Raw genomic sequence first — 20,650 nt, 5'->3', positions numbered from 1 at the left:
GGAAAACAAGCCCAAAGAAAAGAAATCCCTTTTTGCACGTTTAAAAGAAAGCCTATCGCGCACGAAAGAAAATTTAGGCAGCGGGATTGTTAGCCTGTTTAAAGGTAAGGCGATAGATGACGAGCTGTATGAAGACCTTGAAACGCAGCTTTTAGTGGCAGATGTGGGTATGGACACCACTCAGAAGATCATAAACCACCTTACTGACAGTGCCTCTCGAAAAGATCTTAAAGACGCGGAAGCGTTACTAGAGATAATGAAGCAGCAGATGTCAGGCATGTTGTCACAAGTCAATCAGCCCTTACCTGATGTGATGAAGGCTCATGACTCTAGCGAAGGTCCTTTTGTCATTTTAATGGTCGGGGTAAACGGTGTGGGTAAAACCACCACCATAGGAAAGCTGGCCAAGCAGTTTCAGCAAGAGGGTAAGAAGGTCATGCTTGCTGCAGGTGACACGTTCAGAGCAGCAGCGGTTGAGCAACTTCAGGTATGGGGCGAGCGAAACAATATTCCTGTTATAGCACAGCACACTGGCGCTGACAGTGCATCAGTGCTTTATGACGCGCTTGAGGCGGCTAAGTCTCGCGGTACCGATATATTAATTGCAGACACCGCCGGGCGCTTGCAGAATAAAAATAACTTGATGGAAGAGCTTAAGAAAGTGGTTCGCGTGATGAAGAAGATTAATCCAAACGCGCCTCACGAAGTTATGCTTACGTTAGATGCGGGTACTGGTCAGAACGCAATTAGCCAAGCGAAGTTGTTTAACGAAGCGGTGGGCTTAACGGGTATTACCCTAACTAAGTTAGATGGTACTGCGAAGGGTGGCGTTATCTTTTCTATTGCTGATAAATTTAATATTCCTATTAGGTATATCGGTGTAGGTGAAAGCATTGACGATTTACGCCAGTTCGACGGACAAGAATTTATTGATGCGCTGTTTAGCGAAATGGAAACACCGGAAAGCTAAAACCAGTAAGCGTTAGGGAAAAAGAATGATAAAGTTTGAGCAGGTAAGCAAAACCTATCCGGGCGGTCAGCGCGCGCTTAGTAAAGTGAACTTTCATATCGCGCCAGGCGAAATGGCCTTTTTAACAGGGCACTCTGGCGCAGGGAAAAGTACACTGCTCAAACTTATAAGCCTTATGGAACGCCCAACGGTGGGACGGGTTCTCATCAACGGCCACGACCTTAATGCTATTACTCGCCGAGATATTGCCTATATCCGTCGTGATATAGGGATGATTTTTCAGAGCCACCAACTGTTGATGGACAAGTCAGTTTTTGACAACGTGGCTTTGCCTCTAGTCATTGAGGGGTATACTCACAAAGAAATACGTAAGCGTGTGGAAGCAGCCCTTGAGATGGTTGGTCTTAGAGATAAAATCCGTTGTTTGCCCATCACCTTATCAGGGGGCGAGCAACAGCGTGTTGGAATAGCTCGTGCTGTTGTCAACAAACCTCCCTTACTACTTGCCGATGAGCCTACGGGTAACCTTGACCCTAAATTGTCCATGGAGATTATTCGTCTCTTTGAGGATTTTAACCAGGCAGGTGTGTCAGTGTTAATTGCTACTCACGATCTGGGTCTTATTGCCCGAATGCGATACCGTACTTTAACGCTCAAAAACGGACAAATGATTACCGATGGCCTGACCGACGGCCTTGACTATGGCACTTCAGATAGCGGTGAGGGAGACTGGTCATGAGTATATTATTCAAAGGGCGAGCGAAGGGAGCGTCTTCTGCTAAGGTGGGCTTTCTTCAATCTATCGTCATGTTTTTTGTAAGTCATGTGCGACAAGCGTTATCGAGCCTGGGCGAGCTTTGGCGCCAGCCACTAGCATCACTAATGACTATAGGTGTATTGGGTCTAAGTATAACCTTACCCAGTACTCTTTATATCATGGTTAAAAACACGGAAAAAATAACTGCAGGCTGGGACCAGGCCTCGGAAATTTCGTTATTCTTGAAACCTACTATGAGTGCCGCAAGTTCACAGCAGTTGGTGGCTAGGCTGAATACATGGCCTGAAATAGACAGTGTTGTTTACATTCCTGCCGATGATGCGCTTAGGGAGTTTCAGCACTTATCGGGGCTAGGTGATGCGATTGCTTACCTTGAGAAAAATCCGCTGCCCGATGTAGTACTCGTCACGCCAGCTGAAAAATATGCATCGCCCACCGCTGCAAAAGCATTGTTAGACAAGCTTCGTCAGCAGCGAGAGGTAGATATTGGTAAGCTTGATATTGAGTGGTTAGAGCGACTATATGCAGTGATTGATATCGCCCGAGACCTTGTCACGTTAATTGGGCTTCTGCTTTTCATTGCAGTCGTGCTTATTATCGGCAACACCATCCGCCTCAACATACTCAATAAATACGACGAAATAGTGGTGATGAAGCTGGTTGGAGCCACCGACGCATTCATTCACCGTCCATTTCTATACACCGGGTTTTGGTATGGCCTGTTAGGCGGTCTTATGGCCTGGTTTGCTGTAATCATAATATTGTGGTGGATGGATAGCAGTATCACTACCTTCGCGGCCATGTATCAAAAAGACTTTAATATTACCGGTCTCACTGGAACCGCATTGCTGACTATGCTTGGATTATCAGTGCTTTTAGGTTTACTGGGCTCACTCATCTCAGTTCAGCGACACGTTAGAGAAATAGAGCCAAAATAAATAGCCACTTTACTAACTATAAGAATGGCTACTGTGCTATTGCTCGTGGGTAATGGGATGTGACTGCACTACGAACCCCGTTACCCCATACAATTGCTTGGTTATAAAGCATATGAAGCTGCTTCTGGTCGATATTAAGTAGCTTTGCTTGTTTTATTACATTCATCCAAAGTGCACTTTCAAAAGCACGAACTAGCGTCATGTAGTTGGCAATTTCAATGTTTTTACCAAGCAAGGCATCGTTCACTTCTTCTGACAACGGCAATTGTTTCAAAATGTCAGTCATAGATTGGTCAAGGAGTCCCTCAAGCAGCGAGAACAAACCAGCTAAGAAAGCTATAGGCGGATTGTTTTTCATTCCTCGACGCTCTGCCAGAAGATCAAAGAATTTAGCGCGAACCAGTGACATATGAATAATTTCAAGTGGCTTGTCGTCACCTAAATTCGTTAAGCTTAATAGCGCAATAAATTTCTTAATCTCTACTTCGCCCATATAATTTAGGGCATGCTTGAGCGAGGTAATCTTATAGCGCTTGTTGATGGTAGGGTTATTAATAAATTTCAGTAGTAAAAAACTTAGCGTGGCATCGCGCTCAATAATCTGGCTAATACGGTCAATGTCAAAACTGTTATTCGAACTCTCACCCATCAAATCGACGATGTTCATTTTCGACGCAGGCAATTGCTTTAAAATTCGCGCTTCTGGCTGAGAAAAAAAGTACCCTTGAAAAAAGTCGAACCCTAAATCGAGACATGTTGAGAAATTGTCTTGAGTGTCAACTTGCTCAGCCACTAACTGGACATCTGCATCGCGATAGCGTGGAATATGTTTTTCAATGGTTTCAAAACGCGCCTTCGACACATCAACTTTGACGATATCAATAAGCGGGAATATATCGTGTTTCGATGCCACCATCATGGGGTCGTCTATTGCCAACCTAAACCCAAGCTGCTTTATGTGCTGGCAGGCTTCAAATAGTCCGCTGGATGTGTCCGTTGGGTCAGCAAGTTCAACAACGACAAACTCCGGATTCAGAGTTGTGGGAAAGCGAGAAATGAGTGTGTCAGAAGAAAAAGAAATAAACGATGTTTTTTCGCCGCTAATATCATCAAGGCCTAAAGGGTGAAAATGTTCAGATATAAACTTTGCTTTCTCTTCCTTATGTTCCGGATAAGCGCCCGCTTTACCATCCCTGAACAAAAGTTCGTAGGCAAATACGCTTTTGCTTTTATCTAAAATGGGCTGACGAGCTATAAACGCGAACATAATTTCTTCCTGCTGAAAACGAACTGATATCGTTATTAATTATAATTCCAATTTTGACCGAACCGACGTTAAGCCACTCTCTAGTCTATGATATGTATTCGTAATCTAACAACTATTCAACCATTAATTATCAACTATCGCCTAAGGCGAACCATTTAATTATCCTTCAACGCTGATTGATGGATATGTTTGGCCCATTTAATTGCTTCATTATAATAGCTGTGAAGAAGGCTTTGGCTAATGTCGTATTTCACGGCAAATTGTTGTATCCCTGCCCACTTTGCACGTTCGAATAACTGCGCTAATGTTAAGCAGTTTCTGAGCATTCCTGTGCCACCGCAAAGGGCATTTTTCACATCGTCACTAATTGGCACTTTACTAACTAAGTCATCTATACGCTGTTCCATCATGGCATCTAACAAGGACAATAGACCCGTTAAAAAACCCTTAAGCGGGTTATCTGCATCTTTAAGCTGAGAAAATACTAACTCGCAAAACTTTGCGCGTACCAGTGCCATCTGAAGCAGCTCTGTCGGTTGACCATCGTTTAAGTTGGCAAGAGCGAGCAGAGAAATAAACTTCTTCACTTCAATTTCGCCCATAAATGTTAACGCGTGCTTGAGAGAAGTAATCTTATGCCGCTTATTCACCATAGGATTGTTTATAAAGCGCAGCAGCAAATAAGTGAGGGACGGGTCACGCTCTATGATTTTGTTTACTTCATCGAAATTCAGTTTCGCCTGACTACTCAGCGTGAGTAACTCCATCATGGTAAGGCTGCTAGGGCCTAGCTTTCTGTGTTTAACAATTTCAGGTTTTGCTAAAAAGTAACCCTGAAAATAGTCGAAGCCCATGGCTTTAAACTTATTAAACTCTTCATAAGTCTCAATTTTTTCAGCGACGAGTTTAATATTTTTAGACTTAAAGCGTTCAACTAACGCGGGAATTTCATCGTGAGCAATTTCGGTAATGTCGATTTTGACTATGCTGGTAAAGGGGATAAACGCCTCCCATTTCCCTTTCATATCGTAATCATCTAAGGCGATAGGGTAGCCAAGCCCGCGAATGTGCCTGCAAGCAGAAACTAGCGCCTCGTCTACTTCAACCGTCTCTACAATCTCGATGACAACCTTGTTCGCGTCCAAAGAGGTGGGAAAGCGAAACATTAGCGTATCGCGATGAAAGTTAATGAACGCTTTTTTATCTCCCGTGATCTCTTCAATACCTAAGCTCAAATGGGTTGAAGTTAGTATCTTAGAGGTAGCTTCATCGGGAGGGATATCTGGAAAGCAATTTTCTTCGCCAATACGAAAAAGTAATTCATATGCGTACACCTCTCGGTCTACATCGAATATGGGCTGTCTAGCGACGTAAGCAAACATCAAGGTCCTCTTTGCTTCACTTGCCTTACTTCTTTGCTTAGTATTTCCCTTTAAGCGTTAAGTCCATTTATTGGCACATTATCTGGAAAATGCGTTGCAGCAGCTGTAGTGCAAAATCGATTAATCCAATCTATTATCTTCAGTTTTAAAGAGTAAAAGCAAGAGATATGATTACTCGATAAAGAATCACGAAAAACGATAGTGATTGAGTAATCGCGTTGGGGTGACAATTAAGCGTTGAATTTCATACCACTGAGATTAGCTTTGCGTCTATATTTGGTAATTAACGTATAATACTATGATAGTTTACTGTAGATTCAGACTAACTGCAGTCAAGCAGGTGTGACTGCTTCGTTTGGTATTGTTCATTTAATTCGATTATTGCTTTGGCCAGCAGTTAATTTAATATTACTCGTCAGCCGTTTAGTGTGGAGCGATATTCAGAACGTTAATTTGAACTTTTTTTAATAATCTAGGTCTTGATATTGTAGGAAGTGCCACCATACCTACATATCGGTAAAACTTCATATCTTAATTAGGTCTCGCGCAGCTTCGGTTACTTTGTTAATATGAAGCGGCAATAAATGAGGTGAACAATGAGCAACAATTTGCAATCTATGGCCCTGTCAGTGCCACACAGCGGTAGCATTGAAGGCTACATCCAAGCTGTAAGCAGCATTGATATGCTTAGCGCTGAGGAAGAGCGTGAGTTGGCAGTGCGCCTTCGCGAAGACGAAGACTTACAAGCCGCTCGAAAGCTAGTAATGTCGCACCTTCGTTTTGTAGTGCACATTGCAAAATCTTACTCAGGTTATGGCTTACCACAAGCCGACTTAATTCAAGAAGGTAACATCGGTCTGATGAAAGCCGTTAAACGCTTCGACCCAACAGTGGGCGTGCGTTTGGTTTCTTTCGCGGTTCATTGGATCAAAGCAGAAATTCATGAGTTTGTACTTAAAAACTGGAGAATAGTGAAGGTTGCGACTACAAAAGCGCAGCGTAAATTGTTCTTTAACCTACGTAAGGCGAAAAAGCGTCTAGGTTGGTTTACTCATGCTGAAGTACAAACCGTAGCAGACGAGCTTGGCGTTAGCACAAAAGAAGTGCTTCAAATGGAAGCGCGTATGAGCAGCCAAGATCAAGCGTTTGACTTAACAGCAGACGAAGATGAGACGGGTAATTTTGCGCCGGTTCAATTTTTGGAAGATAAGTCTTCTGATGTTGAAACTGATGTCATTAATAATGACTGGGATACAGCGGCAAGTAAGCGACTGTATTCAGCGATAAAAACGCTAGACGAGCGTAGTCAAGATATCATTGAGACGCGTTGGTTAGCAGATAACAAAATTACACTACAAGATTTGGCTGATAAATATCAGGTCTCTGCAGAGCGTGTTCGTCAAATTGAAAAGAATGCGATGAAGAAACTGCAAGCAGCTATGGTTGCGTAGTAATAAACGTAATCAGCCTGAACGCTTGATAGATACGAATTGAAAAAGCGCCTTTAAGGCGCTTTTTTATTGCTTCAAAAAAGTTAAAACATTAGCCTTACTTTTCTTTATTTTTAGCAACAGGAAGTACGTAAAATACTCCCTCAAACTCCGCCACCGGTGAATCCCCATCTAATATCGCCACGCTCAACTCGAAGCGAGCTTTATTATCATTCTCTAAAGGTTTGAATTTTCCAGATAAGGTTTCGATATTACAGATTGCCCTTGGCTTCATAGTAATAGGTTTGTGGTAGTGAATGTCTCCATCGCCCAAGACAATATCGCCGTCTAAACCACGCTCTTTGAGCTGCAGGTAAATCATTCCCCACCCCGTAAGTGTGGCTAACGAAAATATACTGCCTGCGAACATGGTGCCGTGAATATTGATGTTTTTATTTAGCGATGCGCGCGTTTCAAGTGTGCGCCCGGTGTATTGATACAGCTTGATACCCATATGTTCAGTAATAGGTATCGTTTCTGACCACGTTTCTTGAAGCGTTTTGCACCACTTAGGGTGGAGCACTAAAGTATTATTTTCGGTAAACTTTTTTACCATCTGCTGGCGCTTTAACATACCGAGCTCGTTTGGCGCTTCTCGTTCTATTTCAAAGCCACAAGCACTGAAGAAGTCGATTGAAATCTCGCGACTGTTAGTGACTGCTCGCTCTGCACCAAGGTCTTTTGCAACGTTTTCTAGCGCTGCCATCATCATCTGACCTAGCCCTTTGCGCTGATGATCAGAGTGAACGGCGATGTGTCTTATTTGTGCTTCTTCTGCAGTATTCAAATGCACTCGACCACAGGCTACCACTTCTCCACTGCGGTTGGTAATCATACGGTGCTCTGCGACTTGTTCGTATTCGTCTTTTTCTGAACCCGGAGGGAAGTTCCACGGCTGGCGTAGGTGTTCCCACCGAAAATGAAAATAGGCTTCAAATTCGGTATCGCTCTTTGGCGTCACTACCTTATACACAATAAACCGGCCTTATTAAAAAAATGAAAGAGTATTTAAACGTAAGAATACGCACGGTACAAGTTTATTTGTAGGAGCTGAGAAGGGCGTTTGTAGAAGAGAATGGCTCCTCTGTGTAGCTAAGAAGCAACTACACGTTGAATTGGAATGTTACTGGACCGTCATTGATAAGACCAACCTGCATATCTGCCCCAAATTCGCCCGTGGCCACGGTCATGCCTTTATTTTTAAGCGTATTAACAAAATTTTTGTAAATGGCTTCACCGTGTTCGGGAGGCGCGCCACGCGAAAAACCGGGTCTGTTGCCTTTTTGCGTATCTGCTACGAGAGTAAACTGTGATACGACTAAGAACTCACCGCCTACTTGCTCAATATTAAGGTTCATTTTCCCATCTTCATCATTGAACATGCGATAGCGACACAGTTTATTAGCAAGCTTTTCAATTTCTTCGTCACCATCTTTTTTTTCAACGCCTAGCAGCACAAGCATGCCGTTACCAATTTCGCCAATAACTTCGCCTGCTACAGTTACATTAGCCTGTGATACACGTTGGATTAATCCTATCACTTAGATGACTCCTGAATAAAACGTGACATATCGCGGGTCGCGCGGCACAGCGCATAGCCGATGCTTGGCTCTGACGTACTGTGTCCTGCATCGGGTATGATTTGTAACTGGCTTTGTGGCCATGCTTTATGAAGGGTCTCCGCCGCTTCTGTTTTACAAATCATATCGTATCGACCGTGAACAATTGTGCCAGGAATATGGCTTATTTTGCTAATGTTTTCAAGTATATAGTTTTCTTCTAAAAAGCATTGATTAGAAAGGAAATGACATTCCAGCGTGGCTAAACAGGTTACCAGATGCATAGGGTAGTGGGTGGTTGAGTCACCAACGCCTGGCGGCAAAGATAGACGCGAAAGTCGCTCTTCCCACTGATACCATCTTTTCAGCGCGGCGTGACGCAGCACGTCATTACTAGAGCGAACCATTGCGCTGTAGAAGTCACAAACGGCTTTCGACGTAACGGGCGTGGGAACATCTTTGATAAATCTTCGGTAGTGTTCTGGAAATAACTGGGCTGCACATCCAGATGGTGATAAAAACCAGTCTCTATCTTCTTGTCTGGCAAGAAAAACGCCGCGAAGAATAAGCCCTGTCATATGGTCGGTGTATTTAAGCGCATACAGCAACGCTAACGTAGAGCCCCAAGAGCCCCCAAACAAGAGTAATTTGGGCACGTGAAGGTGTGCTCTTAACGCCTCAATATCTTCAACATTTAACCATGTGTCGTTGTTAAGCGTATCAGCAATAGGTGTCGAACGACCACACCCTCTTTGCTCATAGCCGATTATGCGATACTTATTACTGTCGAAGAAGCATTTATAGTTAGGTGGCAAGCCAGCGCCAGGCCCACCGTGGATAAAGAGTACGGGGATACCGTCTGGGTTGCCACTTTGTTCAAAGTAAAGCGAGTGCCCATTTCCTACTTCGATAAATCCATTCTCATAGCAGGTAACATCGGGGTAAAGTCGTTTCATTTTGTTTCTGCGCGTTGTGTGAGTGCCTGTTTTAGTTTAGTTTATTGTTATACAAACATTTGCGTGCTGACTGCTTCAACGCTGTTTATGCTTACATTTTATGTGTTAAACACAAATTGTATACTATAGAACAAATGTCATTACGTACTAGCTAATCATATTATAGTCATAAATGCGAGGATGTTTATATGGCGGGTCAAGGATCGGGCGGTAATGTAATCGCCGCAATTTGTAACTTTTTTATTCCCGGTTTGGGTCATTTGGTTCAAGGTCGAATTTTAGGTGCCTTGTTCTACTTTGTGGCAGTTGGCGTTTGCTATGCTCTCGCGGCAACAGTCGTGCTTGCTATTGTATTTTGGCCATTAGGAGCCATCTTACATCTAATCAGCATCATAAGTGCAGCACGTTATAGAGGTGGAGTAACCGCATGAAATTAATCGCATCGGCATTAGTTGCTATGCTTGCCCTAAGTGGATGTCAGTCCGCATATTACGCGGCATGGGAAAAGGTAGGCGTTGAAAAGCGCGATATCTTAGTCGACCGTGTAGAAAACGCCAAAGAATCGCAAGAAGACGCACAAGAGCAGTTTAGCTCAGCCCTTGAGGCGTTTAGTGCAGCCGTTGCTTTCGATGGCGGCGAATTAGAAGATATTTACGACCGTCTTAACGGACAGTACGAGGACAGTGTTGCCGCATCAGAAGAGGTAAGCGCACGTATTGATAAAGTCGAGAGTGTGGCCGAAGCCTTGTTCGATGAATGGTCAGAAGAGCTGGAAAAATACGAGAATGCTTCGCTCAAGCGCGACAGCTCAGCAAAGCTTCGTGAAACTCAGCGTCGCTATGCGTCACTGATGAAAGCCATGCGCAAAGCAGAGAGTAAAATGCCTCCTGTGCTTAGCGCACTGCAAGACAATGTGTTGTACTTAAAGCATAACTTAAATGCTAGCGCCATTGGTGCACTGCAAGGTGAGCTCTCAACGATTGAAAACAACGTTGCACAGCTTATTGGCCAGATGAACTCGGCTATAGCAGAGTCTGATGCTTTCATAGCATCAATGAAAAATTAGAGAATAAATACTAACAGAGAAGGGGAGCAACGCTCCCCTTTTTTATAACTACAATCCTACTTCGAGTGCTTTTTCACTACAGTTTATCGTGAAACGACGTACTACTCTTTAGGTACCTTGCGAGGTTCATTTTCCGCTTTTTTGTTCTCAAAGGCTTCGCCTAGACTACAGGTGAACTCTGCACCGAATAATACGATTATCCATGATAGATAGACCCACAAGAAGAGGATGGGTACGACGGCAAGAGCACCGTATATCAGTTCATATGATGGAAAGTTTGTGACGTAGAGCGCAAAGCCAGACTTCGTTATTTCAAAAGCGATAGTGGCAACAACAGCGCCAACAAAGGCATGTCGCGCATAAACTCGTCTGTTTGGGACCACCATATACAAAATGGCAAAAGCGAGGAGGGCAGCGCCGCTGGGCACGAGACTTAATAAAAATGTTCCAAGCCCAGGTGTGTACTCTTCGGTAAATGCCGCAAGACCGGTTAAATAAGAGCTGACTACTACGCTAGAGCCAATAAGCATGGGGCCAAGGGTGATTACCATCCAATAAATAGCGAAGGTATATACAATCGGTCTGTCACTTTGTGTGCGCCAAATTCGGTTAAGCGTTTTGTCTACGTTTGATATTAGCATGAGCGCAACGACCAAAAGCGACAAAATACCAATGGCGCTCATTTGAGAAGCATTTCCCACAAAGTCGGTCATGTATTTGTGGACTACATCGCTGGCCGTCGGCACGAAATTGCTAAAAACAAAGTGCTCAAGTTTACTGCGCACAGACGCAAAAGCGGGAAACGCAGACATGATGGTAAAGGTCACCATAATAAATGGCACCAAAGATAACAACGTTACATAAGCTAAATGGCCGGCAGAGATAGTTATATTATCTTCTTTGCAGCGCTTTATGAAAATGCTGAAAAGCTCTCTCATCTGAGGGGTAACATTGTTATATAAGGTTTTAACCTTGTCTAAATCCACTCAACTTCTCCTGACGATACCTTATAAAGAAGGAGTATGGGGGGCTTGATTTTAAGACCCATGGGTATCGATAGTTCATAACTTGTTATTTGAATGGTAACTGGGGGCGGCCTCGCTGGCAAAAGTTTAATATAAACTTTATACAAAAAAGGCGCATTAGCTGCGCCTTCTCGTCTGCATGTTTCGTCCACTCAAAGTGACTACCTTTGCGGATTGGTTTTACGCACCTGAACGCACACCCAACATGTGACAGATAGCATAGCTGAGTTCACTGCGGTTCAATGTATAAAAGTGGAAGTGCTTTACCCCTTCTTTTGCCAGCACTTTAACCTGATCCATAGCAATGTTTGCACCAATAAGGTTACGAGTAGCTTGGTCATCAGCATCAAGGCCATCAAACATTTTGTGTAACCAGCCAGGCACGTGTACGTTCGTAAAACCTGCGAACTTAACCAAAGTTTGGTAGTTGGTTACGGGTAAAATACCCGGTACTAAATCTAAATCTACACCAGCGGCGGCGGCTCTGTCTCTGAATCGCAAAAATACGCTAGTATCGAAGAAGAACTGCGTGATGGCTTCCGTAGCGCCAGCCTCTGCTTTGCGCTTTAAATTGAGTAAATCGAATTGGGCATTAGGCGCTTCGGGGTGTTTTTCAGGATAAGCAGCAACCGAAATATCAAAATCGGCAACGTCTTTCAAAAGTGCAACTAAGTCAGAGGCATACATCTCTGTTTTTTCTACTCCCGGCGGCAAATCGCCCCGTAGCGCTACAATACGGCGAATACCTGAATCCCAGTAGTCTTTAGCAATTTGTTTAAGCTCATCGCGGCTCGCATCGACGCAGGTTAAATGAGGAACTGCGGCTACGCCTGTCTGCTGCTGAATGCGTTTAACAACATCGTGAGTTCTGTCGCGTTCGCCACTGTTTGCACCATAGGTTACCGACATGTAGCTGGGCTTTAGCGGCGCTAAACGCTCGACCGATTTCCAAAGGGTTTGCTCCATGGCTTCCGTTTTAGGCGGAAAAAATTCAAAAGATACATCTATATCACGCAGTTCCGACAGGGACTGGTTTAATGCATCGATACCTTGCGCGTACGAAACCATGGTTTATTCTCTCAAAAATATGTTCTTATGGACGTTTAGACGTCTAAATTAAAGAATATATGTCTAGACGTCAAGAGGTTTACACTGCTCAATTGACCTTTTCGTGAACTTGTTTAGAATTTCTGTTCATAATATAAAAAGAGTAGACCGAGTTAGCACAATGGCAGAATGGAATGGCAAATATATTCACCCCTACGCAGAGCATGGCAAAAAAAGCGAACAAGTAAAAAAAGTCACTGTCTCTATCCCAATTAATGTACTCAAAGCTCTGACTGATGAGCGCACCCGCCGTCAAATAAACAATTTGCGTCACGCGACTAATTCCGAGCTGCTTTGTGAAGCATTTCTACATGCGTTTACTGGGCAGCCTTTGCCAAACGATGATGATCTGCGTAAAGACAACCTTAACCGCGTCCCGGCAGAAGCTAGACGTATTATGGAAGAGATGGGGATTGACCCAAGTTTCGAGAACAACGTAACCGAAGACGACTAATCGTTACCTTCTAATTAAAATATAAAAAGCGGCGCCCTTACTGTGAAATGATTTCGCACTAAAGGCACCGCTTTTTGCTGCGTGTTATATCAGCAATTTACAGCCTGTGTTGAGAAGCTAAAACCTGCGCTTAGCAACCTTAGCTTTCAACGACAAAAAGATTGAATTTTATTCGCTTGCGCTCTCGGGCAAACGTGCCACACCAGACGCTATTGCTGCTTTAGAAACTGCAGTTGCAATGCGTTCACAAAGGCGAGGGTCCATCGGCTTCGGAATAATATACTCTTTACCAAACGTCAGGCTGTCGCTTTTACTGGCCGCTAATACTTCCTCGGGAACAGGCTCTTTGGTAATACTGCGAAGAGCTTCTACGGCCGCCACTTTCATTTCATCGTTAATTGCCGTTGCGCGAACATCCAACGCGCCCCGGAAAATAAACGGGAAGCATAAAACATTATTCACCTGATTCGGATAGTCAGAGCGACCTGTGGCCATGATAAGGTCTTTGCGCACCTCATGAGCCAGTTCTGGTTTTATCTCAGGGTCTGGATTTGAACAGGCAAATACAATTGGGTTTTCAGCCATTAGCGCCAGTGTTTCTGGTGGCAAAACATCTGGTCCTGATACGCCAACAAAGATATCTGCGCCTTCCATAACATCTTCTAACGTCCGCTTGTCGGTATTATTCGCAAAGAGCTTTTTGTGTTCAGTTAAATCTTCGCGACGAGTATGGATGACGCCTTTTCTATCAAGCATGTAAATACGCTCGCGCTGAGCACCACACTTAATAAGCAGCTCCATACAGGCAACCGCGGCAGCCCCTGCACCCATACATACAATTTTAGCGCTCTCGATATTTTTACCCTGAATCTCTAGCGCGTTAAGCATACCTGCTGCAGTTACGATAGCCGTGCCGTGCTGATCGTCATGAAACACCGGAATTTTGCAACGCTTAATAAGCTCTTGCTCAATTTCAAAACACTCTGGCGCTTTAATATCTTCTAAGTTAATTCCGCCGAAGGTATCAGCAATGTTGGCAACAGTGTTGATAAACTCTTCTGTAGTGCGATGCTTTACTTCAATATCGATAGCATCAAGCCCCGCAAAGCGCTTAAACAGCAGGGCTTTGCCTTCCATTACAGGTTTCGATGCCAGAGGTCCTAAATTCCCCAACCCTAAAATAGCGGTTCCGTTACTGATAACGGCAACCAAGTTACCTTTACCCGTATATTTATAAGCGTTGTCGGCATCTTCAGCGATTTCTCTGACCGGCTCGGCAACGCCTGGGCTATAGGCAAGAGCAAGGTCATCGACACTATCGGCAGGCTTGGACAGCTCAACGCGGATTTTTCCAGGGGTAGGTTTAGCGTGATAATCGAGTGCGCGTTGTCTAAAATCTGACATGTAAAATGGTATCCTTGAATGTAGGGTTCATCGGTGTTTTGCCCTCGGTCTGTCGCTATTTTATTGTTGTTGTAGGTATAGATAAATTAACGTGAGCGCAATACAACTAAGCAGTTAAAAACGTCTTATAATCAATTGCTAGCGCCAGAGTTAGTACTGAACGATGTGTGTCGTACCTAAAGCGCCAGAAGGCTACTATTGAGCTATTATTCACAGAATTAATACTCACTATTAGTATGCCGTTGGCAACTCTAACACAGCTAATTACTGTGTACATATCTGATCAGAATTCTCATTTACCAATGTAGGTGAGACGTACTAATTAGACCAGTAAAATACCGCTATAATTGGCATTCATATTATTTATTTTGACCGGCTGCTTCATTCGGTTGATCTATTGAGAGAGCGTGGGTTTTAACGTTGCGTTGACCGAGTGCGACTAAATAGAATGTTTGTTTCAGCGATATCCAAGCGTCTTCAGCATTGTATGGTGAAAACCATCGTCTTTTTTAGGCGCCTATTTTGTCTGGTAACATGACATAAAAACTAATGCGAATGCTCACTTTTATGAGTGAACGCTCCACGGAGAGTTACCAAATGACAGAAAGAAAATTAATTGCCGTTCTTACCGATGTTTGTGAAACGGCGAAGCAAGGTGAAAATGGCTTTGTTTGGCTAACTCATACTGGTCACTGGAGAACGCCACAGGTAGTGGCGGTATTCACAACTGAGCAAGCAAGAAAAAAGGCGCTAAGTAGCGGATGGGATACCTGGTTCATCAATGAAGTGAATATTGCCTTGGACTCAGTTAAATCGGAGGCACAAGCCATTCATTTTGATAGCGAAGAGGCTTGTAACAGTAGCAGTAGGGGTGACTGGGAAAAGCATCTGTCGCGGCGAGATAGCTTCCATTAACTTCAAGTGACGCTGCTTGGTATAAACCATCAAAATAGAAATAATTTAAGTAATAAAAAAGCGCCATAAAGGCGCTTTTTCAAACTCGATATCAGGCTTACTTTTTGCCCAATGCACCGAAACGCTTCTTGAAGCGATCAACACGACCACCAGTATCAACGTTACGTTGCTTACCAGTGTAGAATGGGTGACATGAAGAACATACGTCTAGGTTGATGTCTTTACCAAGCGTAGAACGAATATTCATTACGTTACCACATGAGCAAGTTGCTGTGATTTCTTCGTATTTAGGGTGGATATCTTGTTTCATTGGGTTACCTCACATAATAAGGCCGTATCGCTATACAACCCGAAGTCGCACACCATACGTTACTTAATTCAAATGATAAGTCGTTCAAAGAACAGCCTATCGCAAAAAGAGCGGCGCATGATAAAGGATGGGAGGGGCTTGATCAAGCGGTTTTTGACTAATTGCTAAACAAGGAAGCGACACAAGAAGGCCAAGCCAAAACATTCCTTTCATGCTTAACCGTAAAGTATGTTTAAATATTTGTCGTACAAGACTAAGGCAATACGGGCGAGTAATAAATTGTGCTGTGAGCAGCGCAAATTTCTGCAATGTTAGGCTTAGCAGATAGGCCTAGTCGTGTAAGTGATTTTAATATAAGTAGCCCATTATTAAGAGTTCGGTAAGCGCAGTGTGCGCTGTAAAAGTCATCAAATAAGGTAGAACGTTCGCAATGGCCTTTATCCAAGTTGCCGTGCCAGTGCCACTGCGCCAACTTTTCACATATACCCACGGCAGCGCACTAAGTGCGGGCGTGAGGGTGGTTGTACCTTTTGGTCCACGCAAATTAGTGGGTGTGGTCGTTGAAACACTGCAAAAACCTGAAAGTAAAATTGATAATGCCGATAAGCTAAAGGCCATCGAGTCGGTACTTGACGACAACTCTGTTATAGATGATGCGTTGCTGAAAATGGCCCAGTGGCTCTGGCAGTATTATCATCATGCGCCGGGTGAAGTTTTACACGCCATGTTGCCTGTTTTACTGCGCAAAGGTGAGTCGGCGGCCCCTACACCGCAAGATATGCTAATGCTTACCGAAGAAGGTAAGCAAACGGCTGCAGACACGTTATCGCGGGCTCCTAAACAACAAGGCTGTTTTTCGGCTCTGGCTGGTGGTGCCTTATTAGCCTCGCAGGCGCGCAAGCAGTATGGAGCACCTGCAGTCAAAGCGCTCGTCGAAAAGTCTCTGGCAAGTATCGAAGAAGTGGCACCTGAATTGAAGTCAGGCAGTTGGCTTGCCTCTTTATCACTGTCTGAAAAACCAATTCCAGACACTGAGCAGTCAGTTGCTATTGCCGCGCTTAACCGTCAGCAAGGCAACTTCGCGGTGAGTTTGCTTGAAGGGGTTACCGGTAGCGGTAAAACAGAAGTGTATCTCCAGGCTATCGAGCCTTTGTTGCGTGCGGGTAAGCAGGTCCTTATTCTGGTGCCAGAAATCGGACTTACGCCGCAAACGGTGTCTCGTTTTGAAAAGCGGTTCGGTATAGCCGTGGGTGTTTTGCATTCTCAGCTTTCTGATAAAGAACGGCTGCACGTTTGGCAGCGGGCCAAGGCTGGCGAGCTCGGTATTGTCATAGGTACACGTTCGGCAATTTTTACTCCCCTAAACAACCCCGGCATGTTAATTGTAGACGAAGAGCATGATGAGTCATTCAAGCAGCAAGATGGCTTGCGTTATCACGCGCGGGATCTTGCTGCTATGCGCGCCAAGCAGCACAACATTCCACTTCTATTAGGTAGCGCCACTCCGGCACTTGAAACGCTAAACAATGCATTAACTGGTCGCTATGCACACTTACAGTTGACCAAGCGTGCTGGCGGCGCGAGAAGTACGCACCAGCACGTTTTAGATGCTCGTGATCAGCCGATTCATTATGGTATTTCGCAAGGCCTGTTGACCATTATGCGTCAACATATCAGTGCAGGTAATCAGGTATTAGTATTTGTAAACCGTAGAGGCTATGCGCCAGCGCTGCTATGTCATCACTGTGGTGAAACCGTAATGTGCAAGCGTTGTGAGCGCCCTTATACCGTTCACAAATCACAAAACCGGCTACAATGTCACCATTGTGGTGGTATGCGTTCGATGCCGTCGAACTGCGAGGCGTGTCACCATCCTGAGCTTGTAACAGCTGGAACTGGAACGGAGCAGGTTGAGCAAGGCCTTTCAAACCTATTTCCTGGCGTTAAACAAGTGCGCATAGATAGCGACACCGTGCGGGGAAAAGACAAGCTTCACCAAACCCTTGATGCAATAAACCGACAAGAGTATCAGCTACTGGTTGGCACTCAGATTTTATCAAAAGGTCATCATTTTCCGCATGTAACATTAGTCGCGGTTTTAGACTGCGATGGCGCCTTGTTTAGTGCTGATTTTAGAGCGCCAGAAAAGCTTGCTCAGCTTGTTACGCAGCTTGCGGGAAGGGCAGGACGCGCTAGCAAACCGGGGGAGATGTGGCTGCAAACCCTAAATCCTCACCATCCGCTGTTACAAGACTTGGTGCACAATGGCTACGGGCATTTTGCTAGACATGCACTAATGGAGCGAAAAGCGGCAGGGCTTCCACCCTTTACAAGTCAATTCGTTATTCGTGCCGAAGCCAGCGACAGCAGTTTGGCCTATCACTTCTTGAGAGAATGCAAACAGGTATTCAATCAACAACACGCCGTTGAAATAAACGGTCCGTTTCCCTGTTTGATTGAAAAGCGGCAAGGCCGATTTCGGTTTATGCTGGTATGCAGCCATGAAAAGCGAGCGCCCCTTCATAACGCGCTACGTTTGGCACTGCCATTTCTACAGGCGTTGCCACAGGCAATGAAGGTAAGGTGGTCAATAGATATAGATCCTACCGATTTCAGTTAGCTTGTTGAGTAGCAATACGTTAAAATTTCTACTCAGTGGAAGGTGTGATAAACACTTTTCTTTGCCAAATTTGAACCTTAGTCAAATTTGAATTACGACGTTTCCTTACGAATACGAACAACGATAACAAGTAGGAATATTGCCGACTATGGCCCAACGCGATTATGTCTCTCGTGGACGCTCTACCCAAAAAAAGAAGTCTTCAGCAAAGGGACGAAAGCCTGCTGGAAACGCTCAGGTAAACGGAGCGGTAGCCGCAAAGCTCCCCATTATTCGAATTGTAGGTGTGTTTGCCCTTGTGATTGGCTTCGGTGTTTTTTTATGGTCAATCAAAGATAACGTTGAAGAAGATGTAGATACACAAGTATCGCGCCCCATTGCACCAACGGAAGAGTCATTGCCTGAATTGCCCGAAGAAGAGTGGGAATACATAAAAACTCTGCCAGGGTATGAAGTTGAAGTAGAAGTAAAAGAGCAGGAAAAATCCGATAAGCGTTATTTAATGCAGTGCGCCTCGTTTAGAACACGTGCTCAGGCTGAAGAGATGAAAGCTAAAATTGCGTTTCAAGGTTTAGAAGCGTTGATTAAACAAAGCTCTGGCAGCAACGGCGAATGGTTTCGCGTTATTTTAGGCCCTTACGAGTCGAAAAGAGATGCGGAAAAAGCGAAGCACAGTCTGCGTAAAGTGAACATAGCGACTTGCCAAATTTGGTACTGGAATTTATAGCATTTCATATTAGGTAACATGTAATACGTAGCATAAAGCGCAGAAATAGGGTGTATGTAAGGAATGCATTTACAAGGAAGTTCAAATGAGTATTGCCACTAATGAGCAACCCGACTACGCGGCTTATAGCATAGAAGAGCTTGAGGACGTTCTAGAAAATATCGATAAGGAGGCCTTTCCAGAGCGCTACCAGGCAGCGAAGAAACAGCTCGCTTCAAAGCGAGCAATGTTGCCGTCTGAGGATGATACGGATAGCGTCCATCAAGATGAGCATTTCACTCGACCTAAATGGTCTGAACTACACCTGATAACACGCATCTCAAACGTTACCTTTTTGGTACTTATTGGCGCAATGTTCATAACAGTTTTTAATGATTTTCTAGTGATTAATGCATGGCTAGACAATTCAACATGGGCCATTCTACTGCTCATTGTTGTTTATAGTGCCCTCTTTTACTTCTCTATCTATATCGATCAGCGACACGCGCAATTCGTGACTAAAGATTTCCGCGGCAAAATAACAGTTTTCGGTATGCCGTTTCTGGTATTTTTCTTAAGCTCGAGTTTTGTTGATACGGCATTGCCCTACACCCTGCATTTAGCGTCCCATAAACAAGAGGTAGAGCGAAAAATAGCTTATAAGAAAGGAAGCGGTTCTAAACACTGTCGACATTCGCTGTTGCTACAAGAGAGCGTAACCTTTTCCGATGGTCGCTTATGCTTAAGTCAAGATGAGCATAAACGTTTACCAAATGAAGGGTGGGTTTATGTAGAGGGCCATGAAAGTGGTTTTGGTTTTGAAATCGAAGAGTATCGATTTCGCTAAATTTCAATCATGATTGCCTGTACATCAATAACTTCAAACACAATTAGTCCGAGCACAATCAGGTTAACCACAATCGTTATCCAATAAACACTCATAAATGCCGATTTGCTGCGCTTGTGTTTAAACAATTGCTGAGCTATCAATGCGCCAGGCCAGCCTCCTACTAAGCTCAATAAGTGCAGCTTTGCCTCTGAAATTCGCCACATGTTGTTTTTTGCCGCAAATTTGTCAATACCGTAAAAGAGCACGGTAACTAAGCTCAACGCTCCATAAACAATCGATACTACAACAGGTAACTGACCCCACAATGTTAGCAAGGCAATTACACTGCAAAATATGCTTGATAGAATAACGTTTCGCTTTGTGTGTGAGGTATGCTTATTAGCGCTAGAGCGTTTTGCTTTGTAATCTTTCAGCAAACTAATGTTGTGAGCGCGGTGGCTACCTTTCTTATCTTTCTCTATTTCATAAATGATGATATCGCCATTGATGGGGCGCCTGGAACATTGTTTAAATGCCTTTATGTGAGCAAACGCTCTTATACCACCGCCGTTAGGCTCGACGAAACCAAAACCTTTAACATCATCCCACTGCTTAATTCTTCCCTGATACTTCATAACCCTTCCTTTACTGCTATTCGTGTCGCTACTACAACTTCATTTTACTGCTTGGACATTTCTTCAAATAACCACAGGCAAAACTGATGAGAGTATGTATGCAATAAATAGCGCATTCAATAGATAACCTTTGCACTAAGCCCCTAGCGCAGAAAGCTTTGAGCGCACATTATTCACTCTTACCCTTGAAATTAACACGCCTCCCCCCACTTATTTGTTATTGAATTATTACGCTGCTG

Annotated in this window: 21 protein-coding genes; 11 read left to right on the top strand and 10 right to left on the bottom strand. The window is 44.1% G+C overall.

The window, feature by feature from the left end; genetic code table 11:
- The 3 genes from ftsY to ftsX form a co-directional block, all read left to right on the top strand.
- Positions 1–970, top strand: a 970-nt coding sequence (gene ftsY, locus GVO62_RS11410; RefSeq protein ID WP_159119355.1) for a signal recognition particle-docking protein FtsY, incomplete at its 5' end; no start/stop codon positions are given.
- Between the two features lie 25 nt (positions 971–995).
- Positions 996–1,709 carry a cell division ATP-binding protein FtsE gene (gene ftsE, locus GVO62_RS11405; protein ID WP_105932182.1) on the top strand — a complete coding sequence of 238 codons (714 nt, stop codon included), beginning with the start codon at positions 996–998 and terminating at the stop codon, positions 1,707–1,709.
- Complete coding sequence (gene ftsX / locus GVO62_RS11400; protein ID WP_159119354.1) at positions 1,706–2,686, top strand: permease-like cell division protein FtsX; 981 nt, start codon at positions 1,706–1,708, stop codon at positions 2,684–2,686. The genes ftsE and ftsX overlap by 4 nt, the downstream gene beginning before the upstream one ends.
- Positions 2,687–2,714: 28 nt before the next feature.
- Here the strand turns inward: ftsX and GVO62_RS11395 are convergent, their stop codons facing one another.
- Both GVO62_RS11395 and GVO62_RS11390 read right to left on the bottom strand, forming a co-directional pair.
- Positions 2,715–3,953, bottom strand: coding sequence for an EAL and HDOD domain-containing protein (locus GVO62_RS11395; RefSeq protein WP_159119353.1), 1,239 nt, complete (start codon positions 3,951–3,953; stop codon positions 2,715–2,717).
- A 155-nt stretch (positions 3,954–4,108) separates the two neighbouring features.
- Positions 4,109–5,335 (bottom strand): EAL and HDOD domain-containing protein, encoded by a 1,227-nt coding sequence (locus GVO62_RS11390; RefSeq protein ID WP_159119352.1) that lies wholly within the window; start codon positions 5,333–5,335, stop codon positions 4,109–4,111.
- Positions 5,336–5,931: 596 nt separating this feature from the next.
- On the opposite strand from GVO62_RS11390, the gene rpoH reads away from it, so the two are divergent.
- Positions 5,932–6,786: an RNA polymerase sigma factor RpoH gene (gene rpoH, locus GVO62_RS11385; protein ID WP_105932186.1), complete on the top strand. Its 855-nt coding sequence runs from the start codon at positions 5,932–5,934 to the stop codon at positions 6,784–6,786.
- A 97-nt stretch (positions 6,787–6,883) separates the two neighbouring features.
- On the opposite strand, the gene GVO62_RS11380 is transcribed toward rpoH, so the two are convergent.
- From GVO62_RS11380 to pip, 3 genes are all read right to left on the bottom strand, one after another.
- Entirely contained in the window at positions 6,884–7,798 is a 915-nt protein-coding gene (locus tag GVO62_RS11380) for a bifunctional GNAT family N-acetyltransferase/hotdog fold thioesterase (RefSeq protein WP_159119351.1), read from the bottom strand.
- A 130-nt stretch (positions 7,799–7,928) separates the two neighbouring features.
- Positions 7,929–8,366: a D-aminoacyl-tRNA deacylase gene (dtd, locus tag GVO62_RS11375; protein WP_159119350.1), complete on the bottom strand. Its 438-nt coding sequence runs from the start codon at positions 8,364–8,366 to the stop codon at positions 7,929–7,931.
- Positions 8,363–9,340 carry a prolyl aminopeptidase gene (gene pip, locus GVO62_RS11370; RefSeq protein ID WP_159119349.1) on the bottom strand — a complete coding sequence of 326 codons (978 nt, stop codon included), beginning with the start codon at positions 9,338–9,340 and terminating at the stop codon, positions 8,363–8,365. The genes dtd and pip overlap by 4 nt, the downstream gene beginning before the upstream one ends.
- A 188-nt stretch (positions 9,341–9,528) precedes the next feature.
- Here pip and GVO62_RS11365 point away from each other — a divergent pair, with 188 nt between their 5' ends.
- Together GVO62_RS11365 and GVO62_RS11360 are read left to right on the top strand one after the other, a co-directional pair.
- On the top strand, positions 9,529–9,771 hold the full coding sequence (locus GVO62_RS11365) for a hypothetical protein (RefSeq protein ID WP_159119348.1): 243 nt from the start codon (positions 9,529–9,531) through the stop codon (positions 9,769–9,771).
- Positions 9,768–10,406 carry a DUF2959 domain-containing protein gene (locus tag GVO62_RS11360; RefSeq protein WP_159119347.1) on the top strand — a complete coding sequence of 213 codons (639 nt, stop codon included), beginning with the start codon at positions 9,768–9,770 and terminating at the stop codon, positions 10,404–10,406. The genes GVO62_RS11365 and GVO62_RS11360 overlap by 4 nt, the downstream gene beginning before the upstream one ends.
- Positions 10,407–10,507: 101 nt before the next feature.
- Here GVO62_RS11360 and GVO62_RS11355 read toward each other — a convergent pair whose 3' ends face one another.
- Together GVO62_RS11355 and metF are read right to left on the bottom strand one after the other, a co-directional pair.
- The gene (locus GVO62_RS11355) at positions 10,508–11,392 is read right to left on the bottom strand and encodes a virulence factor BrkB family protein (protein ID WP_159119346.1); all 885 of its coding nucleotides are present in this window, start codon (positions 11,390–11,392) and stop codon (positions 10,508–10,510) included.
- 219 nt (positions 11,393–11,611) lie between these two features.
- The gene (gene metF / locus GVO62_RS11350) at positions 11,612–12,499 is read right to left on the bottom strand and encodes a methylenetetrahydrofolate reductase (protein ID WP_105932193.1); all 888 of its coding nucleotides are present in this window, start codon (positions 12,497–12,499) and stop codon (positions 11,612–11,614) included.
- Between the two features lie 160 nt (positions 12,500–12,659).
- Between metF and metJ the strand changes: the two genes are divergently transcribed.
- Positions 12,660–12,992, top strand: a complete 333-nt coding sequence (gene metJ, locus GVO62_RS11345) for a met regulon transcriptional regulator MetJ (protein WP_159119345.1) — start codon at positions 12,660–12,662, stop codon at positions 12,990–12,992.
- A 168-nt stretch (positions 12,993–13,160) separates the two neighbouring features.
- Here the strand turns inward: metJ and GVO62_RS11340 are convergent, their stop codons facing one another.
- Positions 13,161–14,396, bottom strand: a complete 1,236-nt coding sequence (locus GVO62_RS11340; RefSeq protein ID WP_159119344.1) for a malic enzyme-like NAD(P)-binding protein — start codon at positions 14,394–14,396, stop codon at positions 13,161–13,163.
- Between the two features lie 597 nt (positions 14,397–14,993).
- Here GVO62_RS11340 and GVO62_RS11335 point away from each other — a divergent pair.
- Complete coding sequence (locus GVO62_RS11335) at positions 14,994–15,311, top strand: hypothetical protein (protein ID WP_159119343.1); 318 nt, start codon at positions 14,994–14,996, stop codon at positions 15,309–15,311.
- A 97-nt stretch (positions 15,312–15,408) separates the two neighbouring features.
- Here the strand turns inward: GVO62_RS11335 and rpmE are convergent, their stop codons facing one another.
- A complete protein-coding gene (rpmE, locus tag GVO62_RS11330; RefSeq protein ID WP_014950975.1) occupies positions 15,409–15,621 on the bottom strand; it encodes a 50S ribosomal protein L31 in 213 nt (70 codons plus the stop codon).
- Positions 15,622–16,051: 430 nt separating this feature from the next.
- Here rpmE and priA point away from each other — a divergent pair, with 430 nt between their 5' ends.
- The 3 genes from priA (at position 16,052) to GVO62_RS11315 (ending at position 19,794) form a co-directional block, all read left to right on the top strand.
- On the top strand, positions 16,052–18,241 hold the full coding sequence (gene priA, locus GVO62_RS11325) for a primosomal protein N' (protein ID WP_159119342.1): 2,190 nt from the start codon (positions 16,052–16,054) through the stop codon (positions 18,239–18,241).
- Positions 18,242–18,389: 148 nt separating this feature from the next.
- Positions 18,390–18,968, top strand: a complete 579-nt coding sequence (locus GVO62_RS11320; protein ID WP_159119341.1) for an SPOR domain-containing protein — start codon at positions 18,390–18,392, stop codon at positions 18,966–18,968.
- Between the two features lie 85 nt (positions 18,969–19,053).
- Positions 19,054–19,794 (top strand): hypothetical protein, encoded by a 741-nt coding sequence (locus GVO62_RS11315; RefSeq protein WP_159119340.1) that lies wholly within the window; start codon positions 19,054–19,056, stop codon positions 19,792–19,794.
- Here GVO62_RS11315 and GVO62_RS11310 read toward each other — a convergent pair.
- Positions 19,791–20,411, bottom strand: a complete 621-nt coding sequence (locus tag GVO62_RS11310) for a DUF1294 domain-containing protein (protein ID WP_159119339.1) — start codon at positions 20,409–20,411, stop codon at positions 19,791–19,793. The genes GVO62_RS11315 and GVO62_RS11310 overlap by 4 nt on opposite strands.
- Positions 20,412–20,650: the final 239 nt, after the last annotated feature.

Origin of the sequence: Alteromonas sp. KUL150 (assembly GCF_009811475.1) — a bacterium.
Lineage (GTDB): Bacteria > Pseudomonadota > Gammaproteobacteria > Enterobacterales > Alteromonadaceae > Alteromonas > Alteromonas gracilis.
This window is presented reverse-complemented; position numbering and strand designations above follow the sequence as displayed.

Bases quoted from the DNA above. Each gene is read 5' to 3' on its own strand.
- ftsE (WP_105932182.1), top strand. From the start codon at position 996: ATGATAAAGTTTGAGCAGGTAAGCAAAACCTATCCGGGCGGTCAGCGC.
- ftsX (WP_159119354.1), top strand. From the start codon at position 1,706: ATGAGTATATTATTCAAAGGGCGAGCGAAGGGAGCGTCTTCTGCTAAG.
- GVO62_RS11395 (WP_159119353.1), bottom strand. From the start codon at position 3,953: ATGTTCGCGTTTATAGCTCGTCAGCCCATTTTAGATAAAAGCAAAAGC.
- GVO62_RS11390 (WP_159119352.1), bottom strand. From the start codon at position 5,335: ATGTTTGCTTACGTCGCTAGACAGCCCATATTCGATGTAGACCGAGAG.
- rpoH (WP_105932186.1), top strand. From the start codon at position 5,932: ATGAGCAACAATTTGCAATCTATGGCCCTGTCAGTGCCACACAGCGGT.
- pip (WP_159119349.1), bottom strand. From the start codon at position 9,340: ATGAAACGACTTTACCCCGATGTTACCTGCTATGAGAATGGATTTATC.
- GVO62_RS11365 (WP_159119348.1), top strand. From the start codon at position 9,529: ATGGCGGGTCAAGGATCGGGCGGTAATGTAATCGCCGCAATTTGTAAC.
- GVO62_RS11360 (WP_159119347.1), top strand. From the start codon at position 9,768: ATGAAATTAATCGCATCGGCATTAGTTGCTATGCTTGCCCTAAGTGGA.
- metF (WP_105932193.1), bottom strand. From the start codon at position 12,499: ATGGTTTCGTACGCGCAAGGTATCGATGCATTAAACCAGTCCCTGTCG.
- metJ (WP_159119345.1), top strand. From the start codon at position 12,660: ATGGCAGAATGGAATGGCAAATATATTCACCCCTACGCAGAGCATGGC.
- GVO62_RS11340 (WP_159119344.1), bottom strand. From the start codon at position 14,396: ATGTCAGATTTTAGACAACGCGCACTCGATTATCACGCTAAACCTACC.
- GVO62_RS11335 (WP_159119343.1), top strand. From the start codon at position 14,994: ATGACAGAAAGAAAATTAATTGCCGTTCTTACCGATGTTTGTGAAACG.
- rpmE (WP_014950975.1), bottom strand. From the start codon at position 15,621: ATGAAACAAGATATCCACCCTAAATACGAAGAAATCACAGCAACTTGC.
- priA (WP_159119342.1), top strand. From the start codon at position 16,052: ATGGCCTTTATCCAAGTTGCCGTGCCAGTGCCACTGCGCCAACTTTTC.
- GVO62_RS11320 (WP_159119341.1), top strand. From the start codon at position 18,390: ATGGCCCAACGCGATTATGTCTCTCGTGGACGCTCTACCCAAAAAAAG.
- GVO62_RS11315 (WP_159119340.1), top strand. From the start codon at position 19,054: ATGAGTATTGCCACTAATGAGCAACCCGACTACGCGGCTTATAGCATA.
- GVO62_RS11310 (WP_159119339.1), bottom strand. From the start codon at position 20,411: ATGAAGTATCAGGGAAGAATTAAGCAGTGGGATGATGTTAAAGGTTTT.